The organism is Gordonia sp. i37, assembly GCF_002043085.1.
In the GTDB taxonomy this organism is placed as follows: domain Bacteria; phylum Actinomycetota; class Actinomycetes; order Mycobacteriales; family Mycobacteriaceae; genus Gordonia; species Gordonia polyisoprenivorans.
Genome location: NZ_MVPX01000430.1, coordinates 1 through 15,297, shown reverse-complemented (window position 1 = coordinate 15,297; position 15,297 = coordinate 1). Strand labels below are relative to the sequence as shown.

The following is a 15,297-nucleotide window of genomic DNA, read 5'->3' as shown; positions in this document are numbered from 1 at the left end:
TGGTGAATTCCTTGGTGAGTCCGGTGATGTCGAGTCCGGTGCCGGGTGGGCGCGGCGTGGCGGGAACCATGCGACGCCACATTAGGAGGGCGTCGTTTCTGTCGGGTTACCGACGCGTAACCGAGTTCGTCCACCTGAACGACGCACGCCCCGTATTCAGGTCCCCGTGCCCTAGCGTGTGAGCCGTCGCAGTAGGAGGGGAATCAGCAGGAGGGGAACGATGAACGCACCGCAGCACCATCCGGGCCAGCCGTATCCGCAACAGCCGTACGCGGGTCCGCCACAGCCGTACCCGCAACCACAGCCATACCCGCAGCAACCGTATGCCGGGCCGTACGCAGGTCAGCCCCACCCGCCGGGCGCGTACCGCGCTGCACCATCGGGCGCGTACCGCGCGGTCTTCAAGCGGCACACCGGGATGGTGGTCTTGGCGCTGACCAGCCCCACACAGACGGTCGGCACCTGGCCCGAGATCCGCAAGGCCTTCTGGGCGGCACAGACGCACTGCCTCACGCTGGGCTGGTGGGGCATCATCTCGTGTCTCGCCTACAACTGGATCGCGATCTTCGGCAACATCTCCGAACTCAACCGGGTCCGCGAACTCGCCAAGCGCAACGGCGACGTCTGAGCGAGGGCCCGATCGCGCGGACTCACACCCGTTCGGTCGCACGCATCGCCAGCCCGATCCGTGCGACCATCGCATCGACGGCGAACTTGGGTTTGACGTTGACGTCGAGCGCCTCGCGGCATTCGAGCACCGCCTCCACGCATCGCAACAACTGTTCGGGACTGGCATACGAGGCCATCGGCCGCGTGGTGTCGTCGGTCTTGTCGGGGTGCATCGCGGTCACCTGGGCGCCCATCGACAGTACCAGAGCGTCGCGATAGAGGGCGGCAAGGTCGACCAGAGCCCGATCGAGGACGTCACGACCGACCCGTGTGGCGCGTGACTTCTGGCGCCTCTCCAGTTCTTTCAGTGCCCCGGCGCTCCCGCGTGGCGCACGGGCGGTGCCCTTGCCGGTCCCGCCGGCACCGAGGGCGGTCTTGAGTTCCTCGGTCTCGGCCTCGTCGAGTTCGGCACTGATCGCCTTGGCCGCGGTCTCGGCCGAGCGCACGAGATCCTCGGCCGCCTTGTACGCCGTCGAGTCTCGGGTGGCCGCCCGCGCGATCCCGAGCGCCGATTCCCGTTGTGCGCGGGCGTCGGGGTCGGTGGCCAGGCGCTTCGCGCGCCCGATGTGGCCGCCACAGACCGACGCCGCCCAGCGGGCCGCCTCGGCGTCGATGCCGTCGCGATCGACGAGCACGCGCTCGATGTCGGCGGTCGACGGCGTGGTCAAGGCGACGTGACGGCACCGCGAGCGCAGCGTGACCGAGATGTCCTCGGGATCGACCGACGGGGCGCACAGCAGGAATACCGTCCGCGACGGCGGTTCCTCGACAACCTTCAGCAGCGCATTCGCGGCCTGCTCGGTGAGCCGATCGGCGTCCTCGACGATCACGATCTGCCAGCGGCCCGTGCCCGGACGACGCGAGGCGACCTGCACGATCTCACGCATCGAGTCCACCGACAGGCTCAACCCCTGCGGCACGATGTTGCGGACGTCGGCGTGGGTCTGCGCCATCACCGTCGAACAGGCGCGGCACTCGCCGCAGCCAATGACCTCGGGGTCCTGACATTGCAGTGCCGCGGCGAAACAGGTCGCGGCCACCGACCGGCCGCTGCCGGGCGGTCCGGTGAACAACCAGGCGTGGGTCATCGACGACCGCGCCGGATCGCCGAGATCCTCGTTGCCGTCGGCCTCGCCGAACATCGACACGGCGCCGGCGGCGTGCTCGTCGAGTCGATTCGCCAGGCCACGTGCCGCGCGGGCGGCGTCACGCAGGTCGGCGATCACCGCCGTTTGCCCGATCATCCGGTCGAAGACATTTGTCACACCCTCACCCTAAACCGCACGTCGGACACGTCCGATTCGTCGACCGCGTTTAACAATTGCAAGCAGCCAGCTACCGTGGTTGACGTGATTGAGCGTCGGTCGTGGGTGTCAAAAGCCCTGCACACGGGGAAGTGGCTGATCCGCACCCCGTGGCCGATTCTTGCGCTCGACATGCTGCGTGCCAACCTGGTCGGCGCGTTGTTCACCTTCGCGTTCCTGCGGTTCGGGATGCCCGCGAGCGACTCGTTCCGCTTCGACGAGATCACCACCCTCAATCAGGCGATCTTCGCCGCCTACCTCGTGGTCGCCATGATCGTCGGCGCGGTCTTCAGTATCCAACTGTCGTTGCCGGTGCTGATCTGGCATCGGCGCCGCACCCGCCTGGACAACGAGGGCGCCCGGCGGCGGGCGTTACAACTGCCGATGCTGCTCTCGGCGGTCAACGTCGGCATGTGGCTGGTCGGCGGCATCCTGTTCACCTGCGTGAATCTGACTGTCTCGCACCGGGATGCGTTCATCGTCGCGATGGCCAGCTTCATCGGCGCACTGGTGACCTGCGTGCTGAGCTTCCTGCAGTTCGAGAAGGTGCTGCGGCCGATCACCGTCGCGGCGATGGCCAACAACCCCGACAACGCGATCGCACCGGGGGTCACCACCCGCATCACCGTGTTCTGGGTGATCAGTGTGGTCGCCCCGATGCTGGTCATCGTCGGCCTGATCACGATGCAGCGGCTGAACTTCATCGAGACCGACGCCGCCGGGCTGCAACGACCGATCCTGTGGATGGCGTTGGCGTCGTTGGCTTTCAGCCTGCTCGCGATCGTGCGGGTGGTCGCGGCGATCAACGACCCGATCAAACAATTGCGCCGTGCACAGTCGAAGGTGTCCGCGGGCGATCTCAACGCCGCGGTGAAGATCTACGACGGATCCGACCTCGGCCTGCTGCAGGCCGGTTTCAACGACATGGTGGCCGACCTGCGCGAACGCCAGCAGTTGCGCAACCTGTTCGGCCGCTACGTCGGTGAGGACGTCGCGCGCCGGGCCATCGAGATCGGCACCGAACTCGGCGGCGAGGAACGCTATGTGGGAGTGCTGTTCGTCGACATCGTCGGCTCGACGCGCCTGGCGGTGAACCGGCCCCCGCGGGAGGTCGTCGACATGCTCAACGAGTTCTTCCGCGTCGTGGTGGCGGTGGTCGGTAGGCACGGCGGCTTCGTCAACAAATTCCAGGGTGATGCCGCGCTCGCGATCTTCGGTGCGCCCCTGGACCTCGAGGACTTCGCCGGTCGCGCACTGGCATCGGCACGCGAGCTGCGCATCGAGCTCTACCGGACCCTCGGCGACACCGACATCGGCATCGGGGTGTCGGCGGGCAAGGCGATCGCCGGGCACATCGGGTCCGAACAGCGCCTGGAGTACACCGTCATCGGCGACCCGGTCAACGAGGCCGCCCGCCTCACCGAACTCGCCAAGGACGAGCCGACACGTGTACTCGGATCGGCGCGTGCGGTGTTCCTGGCCTCGCACGAGGAGGCCGAGTATTGGGAGATCGGCGAAGGCGTCGAACTGCGCGGACGCGGCATCGAGACCCTGCTGGCGCGCCCGCACGTCGACCCGATGAACACCAGCCCGATCCCGGTCACCGAGGTGCCCTGAGTAGCCTCGCCTGAGCACGTACATTCGGCCGGGGCCGGATTCGGACCCCTCAGTCCTCTCAGTCCTCCGACGCGTCAGGTGCCGTCTTCTTGGCCGCAGTCTTCCTGGCAGCAGTCTTCTTTGCGGTGGTCTTCTTGGCTGCCGTCTTCTTCGCCGCCGTTTTCTTGGCGGCGGTCTTCTTGGCCGGCGTCTTCTTCGCGGCCTTCTTGGTGGCCTTCTTGGCGGGTCCGCGTGCTCGGCGGTCCGCGAGCAACTCCATCGCCCGCTCAGGGGTGATGGAGGCGACCTCGTCGCCCTTGCGCAGGCTGGCGTTGGTTTCGCCGTCGGTGACGTACGGGCCGAAACGGCCGTCCTTGATCACCATCGGCTGTCCGCTGACCTCGTCGTTCTTGCCGAGTTCACGCAGCGGCGGAGCGGCAGCGGCCCGGCCTCGACGCTTGGGCTCGGAGTAGATCTTGAGGGCCTCGTCGAGGGTGATGCTGAACAACTGATCCTCGCTGGTCAGCGACCGCGAGTCGGTGCCCTTCTTCAAATACGGGCCGTAGCGGCCGTTCTGGGCGGTGATCTCCTCGTTCGACGCCGGATCGACGCCGACCACGCGCGGCAACGACAGCAGCTTCAGCGCGTCGTCGAGCGTGACGGTGGAGATGTCCATGGTCTTGAACAGCGATCCGGTCCGCGGCTTGGGGCCCGCGGCCTTCTTGGCGGTCTTCTTCGCAGCGGCCTTCTTGGCGACCGCCTTCTTGGCAGCGGTCTTGGTGGCCGTCGAACCGCCGGAGGTCGACCCGCCCGTGTCCGCCGGGGTGTCGTCGAGCGGGACGACCTCACCGTCACCGGCGCCACCACCGTCACGCGGGGTGGGCCCGGCCGGGATCGTCGCCGGCGCGCCGGCCGAGCCGGAATCGTCACCGTCTTCCTCGGCGGGCAGGATCTCGGTCACGTACGGACCGAATCTGCCCTCCTTGACCACGATTTCGTGCCCGGTCACCGGATCGGTGCCGAGTGTGCGTCCCTCCTGCGGGGTGGAGAACAGCTTCTCCGCCACGGCGAGGGTGAGCTCGTCAGGGGTCATGTCGGCGGGCAGGTTGGCCCGCTGCAGGTCCGGTTCGGCGTCGGCGCTCGCGGCGACGTTACGTTCGAGGTACGGACCGAATCGTCCGACGCGCACGTAGACCGGTCGGCCCTGCTCATCGTCGAACAGGCGGATCGAGTTGACCTCGCGGGCGTCGATCTCCTCGAGATTGACCCCGACGAGCTTTTTCAACCCCCCGTGCTTGGCGATTTCCGAGCCGGCTATTTCCGCGTCATGCTCGGCATTCGCGGCCGAATCACCGAAGTAGAACTCGGTGAGCCACCGGGTGCGGTTCTCCTGACCATTGGCGATCTGATCGAGATCATCCTCGAGCGACGCGGTGAAGTCGTAGTCGACGAGGCTCTCGAAGTAGGCCTCCAGCAAGCCGACGACGGCGAACGCGATCCACGAGGGCACCAGCGCGTTGCCCTTCTTGACCACGTAGCCGCGGTCCTGGATGGTGCCGATGATCGAGGCATAGGTCGACGGGCGACCGATGCCGAGCTCCTCGAGCACCTTCACCAGCGACGCCTCGGTGAAGCGGGCGGGCGGGTTGGTGGAGTGGCCGTCGGCACGCAGCTCCGAGGCGGTCAACGACTGGCCCTCGGTCAGCTGCGGCAGGCGGTTCTCGGCGTCGTCGGCCTGGCCACCCGCCTGATCGTCAACGGTCTCGACGTAGGCCGACAAGAAGCCCGGGAAGGTGATCGTGCGCCCGGACGCGGCGAAGGTGCATTCCTCGCCGCTGGTGGCGGTTCCGGTGATGCGCAGGCTCAGGGTGGTGCCCTTGGCGTCGGCCATCTGGCTGGCCACCGTGCGCTGCCAGATCAGTTCGTAGAGACGGAATTCGTCGGTCTCGAGCTGCCCGGCGACCTGGCCGGGCGTGCGAAATGTCTCGCCGGCCGGGCGGATCGCCTCGTGAGCTTCCTGGGCGTTCTTGACCTTTCGCGTGTACTGCCGCGGGGTCGGGTGAACGAAGTTGTCGCCGTACAGCTCTCGCGCCTGCGTGCGAGCGGCGTTGATGGCCGACTCGCTCAGCGTCGTCGAGTCGGTACGCATGTAGGTGATGAAGCCGTTCTCGTACAGGCGCTGCGCGATGCGCATGGTGCGGTCGGAGGAGAACCGCAGCTTGCGGCCGGCTTCCTGCTGCAGCGTCGAGGTCATGAACGGCGCGTACGGACGTCGGGTGTAGGGCTTCTCCTCGACCGAGGTGACGGTCATGGCGGCGCCGTCGAGGGCGCCGGCCAGCGCGGTGGCCCGGGACTCGTCGAGGACGATGACGCCGTCGGCCTTCTTCAGCAAGCCCTTCGGGGTGAAATCACGGCCGGTCGCGACGCGCGCGTCGTCGACGTTGACCAGGCGCGCGGAGAAGCTGCGCGGATTGGATTCGTCCTCCTGCGACCCGCCGGCGTTCATGGTGGCGTCGATGTCCCAGTACTCCGCGGAGACGAACGCCATGCGCTCTCGTTCACGCTCGACGATGATGCGGGTGGCCACCGACTGCACACGGCCCGCCGACAGCTTCGGCATGACCTTCTTCCACAGCACCGGGGAGACCTCGTAGCCGTAGAGACGGTCGAGGATGCGGCGGGTCTCCTGGGCATCGACGAGATCGATGTCGAGGTCGCGGGGGTTCTCCGCGGCCGCGCGGATCGCCGGCTCGGTGATCTCGTGGAACACCATCCGCTTGACCGGGATCTTCGGCTTGAGCGTCTCGAGCAGGTGCCAGGCGATCGCCTCCCCCTCGCGGTCACCGTCGGTGGCGAGATAGAGCTCGTCGACATCGCGCATCAGCGACTTGAGTTCGGTGACCGTCGACTTCTTGTCGGGCGAGACGACGTAGAGCGGCTCGAAGTTCTCGTCGACGTTCACACCGAGCCGCGCCCAGGACTGGCCCTTGTACTTGGCCGGGACGTCCGCGGCGCCGCGCGGCAGGTCCCGGATGTGTCCACGGGAGGACTCGACCACATAGTTCGACCCCAGGTACCCGGCGATCTTGCGCGCCTTGGTGGGCGACTCGACGATCACGAGTCGTCGGATCGCTTTGCCGCTCGTGGGGCTTGTGGTGCTGGTCTCGGCCAACGGGGGTCCTTCGCTATCGAGTCGGTCTTCGGGCGGATGATTGTGCCCGGAGCCGCTCTTGTTCGTTCAGTGGGTTTGTACCTTATAGATAGCGCCTATTGCACATCCGAATTCCCGGCAAGGTATACCCAAAGGACCGGACATCTCGAATTCTTTCGATGAATCAGCTGGTCAGACGGTTGTGAAGCATGCATCACATTTCGGCGTCATCGGTGTCACCCGATACGAGGACACGACGATCGCGGGCACCTCGGCGATCAGCCGGCACCGGGCCACTCGCGAGCCGTCGCACCGGGTGGCGGCGGGCCGACGTACTCGGCCAACCGCGCCAGCCGGCGACGCCCCACCCGAAGCGCAGGCGCCCCGATCCGGTTGCCGACGAAGGTCGGCGCGATACCGACCCGCATCAACGCGGTGGCCAGCACCGGATGCGAATCCGGGCAGTGCGCATCGAGCCCGAGGAGATACTGCCCGGTCGGATCGGTGCGGCCGGCTGCCAGCACCCAGAACCGCAACGCATGCGGTGTCGGGACCCACGCGGTGGGCATCGTCTTGACCGCGCCCGTCGACCAGCGGCGGTGCAGTTCATCGAGACGCGGGCTCGGCGCGGTGCGCGCCAACGGATTGCCCTCGTCGGACGTGATGACCTCGGCGTCGAGCCCGACCGTCCGCACCTGCGCGACGATGGCGTCGGCGCGCCATCGTTCGGCGACGATGACCGACACGCGCGTACCGATCGGGTCCGCCCCGGCATACACCGGCGCCGACTGACCGGGACCGGCGAGCAGACCCGCCAGGTCGTCGATCGCCGGTTCGTCGGTCTCTGCCGAGAAGAACGCCAACTGACCCACGGATATGAGACTACTGCGCTGCGCGGCACCATCGGCCTCGCCCGCCACACGGGTCGCATGACTTCCGGGGCCAGGCAGAGAAAACCGCTCCCGGCCTGGATGACCAGACCGGGAGCGGTTAAGACAAACCTCTTCGCGTTGCCGCGAGGTCGTCTCTCAGACGGCGCGGACGCCCGTCGCCTGTGGGCCCTTCGTGCCCTGCCCGACCTCGAACTCGACACGCTGGTTCTCTTCGAGGGTGCGGAAACCGGATCCCTGGATCTCGGAGTAGTGGACGAACACGTCGTCGGACCCCTCGTCAGGAGCGATGAAGCCGAAGCCCTTTTCCGCGTTGAACCACTTCACAGTTCCCTGTGCCATTACTGCAATCCTTCACATTCATTCGATCTGACTCCGATACGAGATGTACTCGCACCGTGGCCGGTTCTGACCGCCATACCTCGAAGAAACCCCGGTGAACCGTGGACGCGGTTCGGTGAGGGAAAAACTCAGTACCACGGCTGCAACCCGATTCCCCCGATCACCGCAGTGACGATGCATCGGAAGAAGCTGCGGCCGCACATAGTGAATCACGTCTGGCACCGATGCGATAGTCACAGGAACCAGTGGGAACGAAAATGTGGACGATTTCAACCGATTGACATCAGGCAGTAACATCTGCACGGACGTCGCGCCAGAGCGCCACATATCGATCCGGTCTCGAATTCCCGTCGCGGAGCACGAGAACCACCTTCGACACCGCGCGACACACAGACGACAACAAAGAGTTATGAGCCTGCACACCTTCGGAACCGAACTCCTCCGCCGTTCCCTCGCCGGTACCGAAGCGGACTCTGGTCCTATCACGCACCTGTCCGTCATCCCATCGCGCACAGCGACTTTCACCGACTGGCCGGAATGGGTCGACGAGAACGTGCGAGAGGCATTCGAGGCGAACGGCATCACGAAACCATGGATTCATCAGGCAGCCGCAGCCGAACATGCACACTCTGGTCGGCATGTGTCCATTTCCACGGGCACCGCATCAGGAAAGTCGTTGGCCTACCAATTACCGATCCTGAATGCACTGCTCGCCGAACCACACTCCACTGCACTGTATTTGGCGCCCACCAAAGCTCTCGGCGCCGACCAGATCCGGGCGGTCTCCGCACTGACTGCCGGGCGCGGACCCTTTGCACACCTTGCGCCGTGCGCCTACGACGGCGACACCGATCCGGACATCCGGCATTGGGCGCGCACGCATTCCCGGTGGATCTTCACCAATCCCGACATGCTGCACATCGGGATACTCACCGGCGTGCTCTCCGGTGGTGGCGGCTCGTCCACCGGGCCGATGCGTGGGCAATGGCGGCAATTCTTCCGGAACCTGCGATACATCGTGATCGACGAATGTCACCACTACCGTGGGGTGTTCGGGTCACACACGGCGCTGGTCCTGCGACGGTTGTTGCGACTGGCACGAGCGTGCGGATCGAATCCGACGGTGATCGCGGCCAGCGCCACCGTCGCCGACCCGGCCGCCGCGCTGTCCCGGCTCATCGGCGAACCGGCGGTCGGGGTGACCGAGGACGGTTCGCCGCGCGGCGAACGCACCATCGCCCTGTGGGAGCCCGATTTCGTGCCGGGGATCAGCGGCGAGAACGGCGCACCGGTGCGCCGGTCCGCGGGGGCCGAATCCTCAAGACTGCTCGCCGATTTCGTCATCGAGGGCGCACGCACACTGTGCTTCGGGCGCAGTCGGCGCGGTGTGGAGATCACCGCGCTGGGAGCCCGTGATCTGTTGGCGCACAGCGCCCCCGAGCTCGCCGACAAGGTGGCGGCGTATCGCGCCGGGTATCTTGCCGACGACCGACGCAAACTCGAACAGGCCATCTCCTCCGGCGAACTCGTCGGCGTGGCGACCACCAACGCACTCGAGCTCGGCGTGGACATCAGCGGCCTCGACGCGGTCATCATCGCCGGGTACCCGGGCACCGTCGCATCCTTCTGGCAGCAGGCCGGGCGCGCCGGTCGTCAGCGCACCTCGGGCGACGCGCTCGTGGTGCTCGTCGCCCGTGACGATCCGCTCGACACCTATCTGGTCCATCACCCGCAGGCACTGCTGGGCACACCGGTCGAGGCGCCGGTCATCGACCCGACCAACCGCTATATTCTTGGCCCCCACCTACTCTGTGCGGCAACCGAATTCCCGTTGCAGGACGCCGAGATCGAGCAATGGCGCGCCGGCGAGCTGGTCGCCGACCTCGCTGCGCAGGGGCTGCTGCGCAGGCGCAAGGCCGGTTGGTATGCCGCGCCCGGGGTGGATCCGCACGGCGACATCGACATTCGCGGTGGCATCGGCGGACAGGTCCTGATCGTCGACGCGACCACCTCGGAGTTGCTCGGCACCGTCGACGCCGGACGCGCCCCGGCCACCGTGCATCCCGGTGCCGTGCACATCCATCAGGGCCGCACCTACGTCGTCGACGAACTCGACCTCGACGATGGACTGGCGCTCGCCCACCCGGAGGAGCCGGACTGGACGACCTCGGCCCGGGAAACCACCGAGATCACCATCACCGACGTCATCGCCGCCACCGATCACGGGGCGCTGCACACCGCGTTGGTCGACGTCGACGTCACCCACCAGGTCGTCGGCTATCTGCGCACGCTGCTCTCCGGCGAGGTGCTCGACGCCGTCGAACTCGACATGCCACGTCAGACACTGCACACCCGCGCGGTGATGTACACGCTGCCGCCCGAGGTACTCGCTGCCGGGGGGATCGACGCGACCCGACTGCCCGGCTCGCTGCACGCCGCCGAACACGCCGCCATCGGTCTCCTACCGCTGATCGCGACGTGCGACCGCTGGGACATCGGCGGGCTCTCGACCAACCTGCACCCCGACACCGGATTGCCCACGGTGTTCGTATACGACGGCTATCTGGGCGGCGCGGGGTTCGCCGAACGCGGCTACACCGAATTCGCCGCCTGGATCGCCGCCACCCGAGACGCCGTCGCCGACTGTGGCTGCGAGAGCGGCTGCCCGTCCTGTGTGCAGTCCCCCAAGTGCGGGAACGGAAACGACCCCCTCGACAAGGCCGGAGCGATCACCACCTTGTCGCTGCTGTCCGCGTTGCTCGAGGGGTGAGACGTCACCTGGGCTCATCCGGGCATCGTCGACGCAGGTCAGCGCCTCGGCCCCCAGCCTTCGCCCACGTGAATCATCAAGGCGTCTCGGTGAATTCCGTGTCGGAGGGAACCAAACCCTCGTTTCTCGGCGATAATCGACCAATGCAGGACAGCGATGCCGGGCAGGACGGGGATGCCGGGCTCGACCGGGACGCCGGACACACCAGGGCGCAGGGCACGATCCTGCGGCCGTGCCCGGTGTACTTCCTGCTCGCCCGCCCCACCCAGGAACCCGACCGGATGCCGTCGACGATCGGTGAGAGCGACGTCTTCTTCTCGGAGGCCGAGGCACTCGACGCGCTCGACATCCACTACGCGTGGGCGTCGGCCAGCCTGGAGAACCCGGCCGTGGCCGATACCGCCCAGTGGTATCTGCAGAGCGCCATGGTCGGGCCCCGGATCAGCCCGTCACTCGGCGAGGTGTACCTCGCGATCTCCGAGGGCTCCTCGGGTGATACCTGGGCAGCTGCGGGCGGCTTCCTCACCGAGGGTGAGGTGGTGCACTGGGCACCGTTCGTCACCGCGGTGCGCCCGCGAATCCGCACCGCGTACGGCGACGGCGTCCTGGAACTGGCCTACCGCGGCGATACGTCGGTGTATTTCGGTCAGGTGTGGTTCGCGCCGATGCATTCGGTGCGCGTGTACCCGAAGCGGATCATCGTCGGCGACGACGCCATCGGTTAGGACACTTCGGGGTTGGTTCACTCCGCCGGACCCGCCCGCGCCGCCGCGGACGCGTCGCGAGAACCGAAGAGCCCCAGCGTGATCGGCACGCCGACCTCGACGACGACGTCGGTGCCGTCGGTACGACACCGACGCAGCACCACCGCCGAACGCTGATCGTCGATCACCTCCCGGGCGGTTGCGCACGCATCTGCGTCACCGGAGACGTGATCGATGGCGGCGGCGAGGGCCGCGAGGTCGGCGGCCGACTGCGCCCGGTGTCGGGCGATCACCGCCGCACCGACGTAGACCACCATCACCAGGACCGACACCACCCCGACGATGACCCCGGCCGCGGCGACGGTGGCATAGCCACGATCATCACGGGCAAGGCGCACTAGCATTTTCACGGCGTCACCCCCGGCGCGATGTCGACTTGATCGGAGCCGTCCGGCTCCTTCGCCGCCACCGCCCGGGCCGACATCGTCAACCCGGGCAGCGAGAGCACCCGGTCGGTGACCGAGACGACGACCTTGCCGCCCTGCTCGCTCACCGTGATGGTCGCGTCGGCGCCGACCAGCCGGGCTCCGGCGGCCCGCGCCCCCGCGTCACCGGCTGCGGTCAACCGCGCGACCTCACGTGCGGCGTCGGTGCACCGGATCTCGGCGATCACCGCACCGATCGCCCCGATGCCCAGGATCAGGACCGCCACGATCGCCGCAATCGCATACGCCGCCTCGACGGTGACCATGCCCGCGTCATCGTCCACGACATGTCGCAGCACGCCACGTCGCGCCACGCCCCGACGCCGCGCGCCCATCAGCTCACCGAGGTGTTGAGGGCCTTGTTGATGATCCCGGTGAGTGCGGAAACGATGTCGTTGCCGGTGACGACGGTGTAGAGGATCGCACCGAACGCCGCTGCCGCGATGGTGCCGATGGCGTATTCGGCAGTGCTCATCCCCTCCTCGTCGCTGATCAGGCGCAGCGTTTGAGCGTTCAGCCAATCGCCGGCAGCGCGCAAGCCGCGCGGATTCTCGATGGGGTCGGCGTGGTCGGGAGAGCTTTGATTCACGGTGTGTGACATGGTTTTTCCTTTCAGGGTTCGAACGTTGCGGTAATTGGACGCAGCGGGTGGCGATTTGGCTCCCTCCCGGCGCATGTTTTTTCTACAGACCTCCCAGGGTCTGCGACGCGAGGCCGATGACCACGGGAACGATGCCCAGGCAGATGAAGGCCGGCAGGAAGCACAAGCCCAATGGCCCGCTGACCATCACCCCGGCCCGCTCGGCGCGGGCCAGCGCTTCGTCGTGGGCACGCCGGCGGACCTGTTCGGCGAGTTCGCCGACCCCGTCGGCCAGCGCCGACCCGGCTCGCGCCGACCGTCGGGCGAGCATCGTCAGATCCGCGAAACAGTCTGCGCCGAGGTCGGTCGACGGTGCCCGCCGCCGACGTCGCCGGGCATCCGGCGACACCTCGGGAGCAGCCCAGGCCCGGTCCGGGTCGGCGCCGAGTTCGAGGAGCTCGGCGGTCGAGGTCAACGGCCGCGCCAGGGACGGCGGCGCACTCGACGCCGCGACCCGGATCGCCTGCGCCACCGGCAGTCCGGCGCGCAGGCACACCGCGAGCAGGTCCAGTGCGGCCGCGGTGGCGAACGGATCCGCCCCGGGGTCACCCACCCCGAGGAATCGTGGTTCCCGGGTAGGCGGTGCGGGCAGATCGATCACCCGGTGGAGACGCCATCGCGCGGCCGGCCAGATCCAACAGGCGACGGCCACCAGGAGCACGGCCACGGCCTTCACCGGGCCTCCCTCTCGACCAGCACGCCCTTGCGCAGACCGCCGCTCACGGTGCCACCACCTTCGCGGCGATGCTATCTGCCCAGAGCAGCCCACTCGCGACCAGAGCGGTACCGCCGACGAGGAGGATTCCACCGAGCCCACCGCCCAGCAGGGTCGACAGCGGTTGCGCACCGGTGGCCTGCCCGAGCGCGATGCCGAGGACCGGGAGTCCGGCGAGGACAGTGGCGGTGGCGCGGGGACCGGCCATTCCGGCCCGCGTCCGTTCGACGAAAGCCTTGCGGGCCAACAGATCCGAGCGCACCGAGCCCAGCAGATCGGCCAGCGGCAGCCCGTGAGCCTCCGACGTCTGCCAGGCCACGGCGATACGCTGCCAGGATTCGTCGGCGCCGTGCGCTGCGGTCGGGTCGATCAGGATGCCACCGCCGAGCTCAGCGCGGCCGGCCAGCATCGACAACGCCGAGGCCACCGAATCCGCCTGTCCGGTAACGCCATCCCTGGTAGCGCCGGCCATGGCCGACATCTCCGCCGCAGCGGCCGCACAGGCATGGGCGGGTGGCGCACCGACCGAGAGCTCGGCGATCATCAGCGACAGCGCGGTCAACAGATCATCTCGTCGCGCGTCCGCCTGCTCGGCGGCCCGGCGGCGATGAGCCCGCCATCCGTACACGCCGGCCACGAGTCCCGCAGCGACCGCCGCAGCGATACCGCCGACCAGCAGCGCACCGCAGATCCCGATCGGCACGACGATCCGTCGCAATGTCGGGACTCCCGTGGTGGAGCGGGTGTGCCGCCCGCCCAGTGGCCGGAGCCGGTGGGCGGCGCGCGGTGCGCCCGACCACAGCACCGCACACGCCGAGGCAAGCAGGATCACCGTCATCGGATCGCGACCATCTCGTCGAAAAGCGCTCGGTGCGAAGTGAATCCGACGCTGCGCAACCAGATCGGCACAACGGTGACCAGGCCATCGGCACCGCGACGCAGCACACCGATCTCGGACAGACCACGCGTTCCGTCGACGTTGCGGGCGACGCCGAGGACGATGTGGACGGCTGCGGCGAGCTGGCTGTGCAGGGCGTCGCGGCCCATCCCACCCAAGGCGGCGAGCGCCTCCATCCGCGCGGGTACCTCGGCGGTCGAGTTGGCGTGCAGGGTGCCGCCGCTGCCGTCGTGACCGGTGTTCAGGGCGGTCAGCAGATCGATCACCTCCGCACCCCGGACCTCGCCGAGAATGATCCGGTCGGGCCGCATCCGCAGCGCCTGGCGCACCAGGACCCGTACCGCAACCTCGCCCGCCCCTTCGACATTCGCCGTTCGCGCCACCAGTCGCACCACGTGCGGGTGGGTCGGCGTCAGTTCGAGTGCGTCCTCGACGCACAGGACCCGTTCGGTGGCGCCCATCTGTCCGATCAACGCACCGAGAAGCGTTGTCTTGCCCGACCCGGTGCCGCCGATGATCAGAAACGACAACCGGGCACGCAGCACCTCACCCACGACTTCGGCCGCCTCGGCCGGAATCGCACCGGAGGCCACCATCGCGTCGAAACCCATTCCGGCACTGCGTAGTACGCGCAGCGACAAACATGTGCCGTCGGCGGCCAACGGGGGGATCACCGCGTGCAGGCGGACCGTGTATCCCCGGCGTCCGACATTCGACAACTGCCCGTCGACCCAGGGCTGGGCGTCGTCGAGCCTGCGCCCTGCGCCCAACGCCAGCCGTCCGGCCAGCCTGCGGACCGCCGCGTCGTCGTCGAAGGTGATCCCCGAGAGTTCCAGTCCAGCACCCCGATCCACCCATACCCGGTGCGGGCCGACGACGAGGATGTCGGCGATCCCCGGCTCGGCCAGGAGTTCTTCGAGCCGGCCGGCGCCGGTCAACTCGGTCTGCAGGTACCGCAGCGCGGCGAGGAGATCGGTGTCGCCGAGCACCCCACCCGCCTCGGCGCGTATCGCGTCGGCGATCACCGCCGCCGTCGGCTCCACCGACTCCGACGCCAACCGCGAACGCACCCGATCCAGCAGCGCCTCGTCGGTGTGCGCGCTCATCCGGCCCGCCCCGTCCCGACGGCCCCG

14 protein-coding genes are annotated in these 15,297 nt (G+C 67.9%); 4 read left to right on the top strand and 10 right to left on the bottom strand.

Annotated features, from left to right (window positions below; genetic code table 11):
- Positions 1-220 precede the first annotated feature (220 nt).
- Positions 221-628: a hypothetical protein gene (locus tag B1964_RS31160; protein WP_253194108.1), complete on the top strand. Its 408-nt coding sequence runs from the start codon at positions 221-223 to the stop codon at positions 626-628.
- A 22-nt stretch (positions 629-650) separates the two neighbouring features.
- On the opposite strand, the gene B1964_RS21240 is transcribed toward B1964_RS31160, so the two are convergent.
- The gene (locus B1964_RS21240; RefSeq protein ID WP_014358788.1) at positions 651-1,934 is read right to left on the bottom strand and encodes a DNA polymerase III subunit delta'; all 1,284 of its coding nucleotides are present in this window, start codon (positions 1,932-1,934) and stop codon (positions 651-653) included.
- 171 nt (positions 1,935-2,105) lie between these two features.
- Between B1964_RS21240 and B1964_RS21235 the strand changes: the two genes are divergently transcribed.
- Positions 2,106-3,590 (top strand): adenylate/guanylate cyclase domain-containing protein, encoded by a 1,485-nt coding sequence (locus tag B1964_RS21235; protein WP_238534911.1) that lies wholly within the window; start codon positions 2,106-2,108, stop codon positions 3,588-3,590.
- Positions 3,591-3,648: 58 nt separating this feature from the next.
- Here B1964_RS21235 and topA read toward each other — a convergent pair whose 3' ends face one another.
- From topA to B1964_RS21220, 3 genes are all read right to left on the bottom strand, one after another.
- Complete coding sequence (gene topA / locus B1964_RS21230) at positions 3,649-6,741, bottom strand: type I DNA topoisomerase (protein ID WP_079931179.1); 3,093 nt, start codon at positions 6,739-6,741, stop codon at positions 3,649-3,651.
- A 257-nt stretch (positions 6,742-6,998) separates the two neighbouring features.
- Positions 6,999-7,592 (bottom strand): hypothetical protein, encoded by a 594-nt coding sequence (locus tag B1964_RS21225; protein ID WP_079931178.1) that lies wholly within the window; start codon positions 7,590-7,592, stop codon positions 6,999-7,001.
- 156 nt (positions 7,593-7,748) lie between these two features.
- Entirely contained in the window at positions 7,749-7,952 is a 204-nt protein-coding gene (locus tag B1964_RS21220) for a cold-shock protein (RefSeq protein WP_004022110.1), read from the bottom strand.
- Between the two features lie 409 nt (positions 7,953-8,361).
- Here B1964_RS21220 and B1964_RS21215 point away from each other — a divergent pair, with 409 nt between their 5' ends.
- Both B1964_RS21215 and B1964_RS21210 read left to right on the top strand, forming a co-directional pair.
- A complete protein-coding gene (locus B1964_RS21215) occupies positions 8,362-10,722 on the top strand; it encodes a DEAD/DEAH box helicase (RefSeq protein WP_079931177.1) in 2,361 nt (786 codons plus the stop codon).
- 143 nt (positions 10,723-10,865) lie between these two features.
- Positions 10,866-11,447, top strand: coding sequence for a hypothetical protein (locus B1964_RS21210; RefSeq protein ID WP_079931180.1), 582 nt, complete (start codon positions 10,866-10,868; stop codon positions 11,445-11,447).
- Positions 11,448-11,464: 17 nt separating this feature from the next.
- On the opposite strand, the gene B1964_RS21205 is transcribed toward B1964_RS21210, so the two are convergent.
- The 6 genes from B1964_RS21205 to B1964_RS21180 all read right to left on the bottom strand — a co-directional run bounded on the left by B1964_RS21205 (position 11,465) and on the right by B1964_RS21180 (position 15,270).
- Positions 11,465-11,830 carry an Rv3654c family TadE-like protein gene (locus B1964_RS21205; RefSeq protein ID WP_006372348.1) on the bottom strand — a complete coding sequence of 122 codons (366 nt, stop codon included), beginning with the start codon at positions 11,828-11,830 and terminating at the stop codon, positions 11,465-11,467.
- A gap of 2 nt (positions 11,831-11,832) precedes the next feature.
- Complete coding sequence (locus B1964_RS21200) at positions 11,833-12,246, bottom strand: TadE family type IV pilus minor pilin (protein ID WP_006372347.1); 414 nt, start codon at positions 12,244-12,246, stop codon at positions 11,833-11,835.
- Positions 12,246-12,512: a DUF4244 domain-containing protein gene (locus tag B1964_RS21195; protein WP_006372346.1), complete on the bottom strand. Its 267-nt coding sequence runs from the start codon at positions 12,510-12,512 to the stop codon at positions 12,246-12,248. Before B1964_RS21195 ends, B1964_RS21200 begins: the two co-directional genes overlap by 1 nt.
- Positions 12,513-12,594: 82 nt before the next feature.
- Entirely contained in the window at positions 12,595-13,227 is a 633-nt protein-coding gene (locus B1964_RS21190; RefSeq protein ID WP_079931176.1) for a type II secretion system F family protein, read from the bottom strand.
- A 43-nt stretch (positions 13,228-13,270) separates the two neighbouring features.
- Positions 13,271-14,104 carry a type II secretion system F family protein gene (locus tag B1964_RS21185; RefSeq protein WP_079931175.1) on the bottom strand — a complete coding sequence of 278 codons (834 nt, stop codon included), beginning with the start codon at positions 14,102-14,104 and terminating at the stop codon, positions 13,271-13,273.
- A complete protein-coding gene (locus B1964_RS21180; RefSeq protein ID WP_079931174.1) occupies positions 14,101-15,270 on the bottom strand; it encodes a TadA family conjugal transfer-associated ATPase in 1,170 nt (389 codons plus the stop codon). Before B1964_RS21180 ends, B1964_RS21185 begins: the two co-directional genes overlap by 4 nt.
- Positions 15,271-15,297 lie beyond the last annotated feature (27 nt).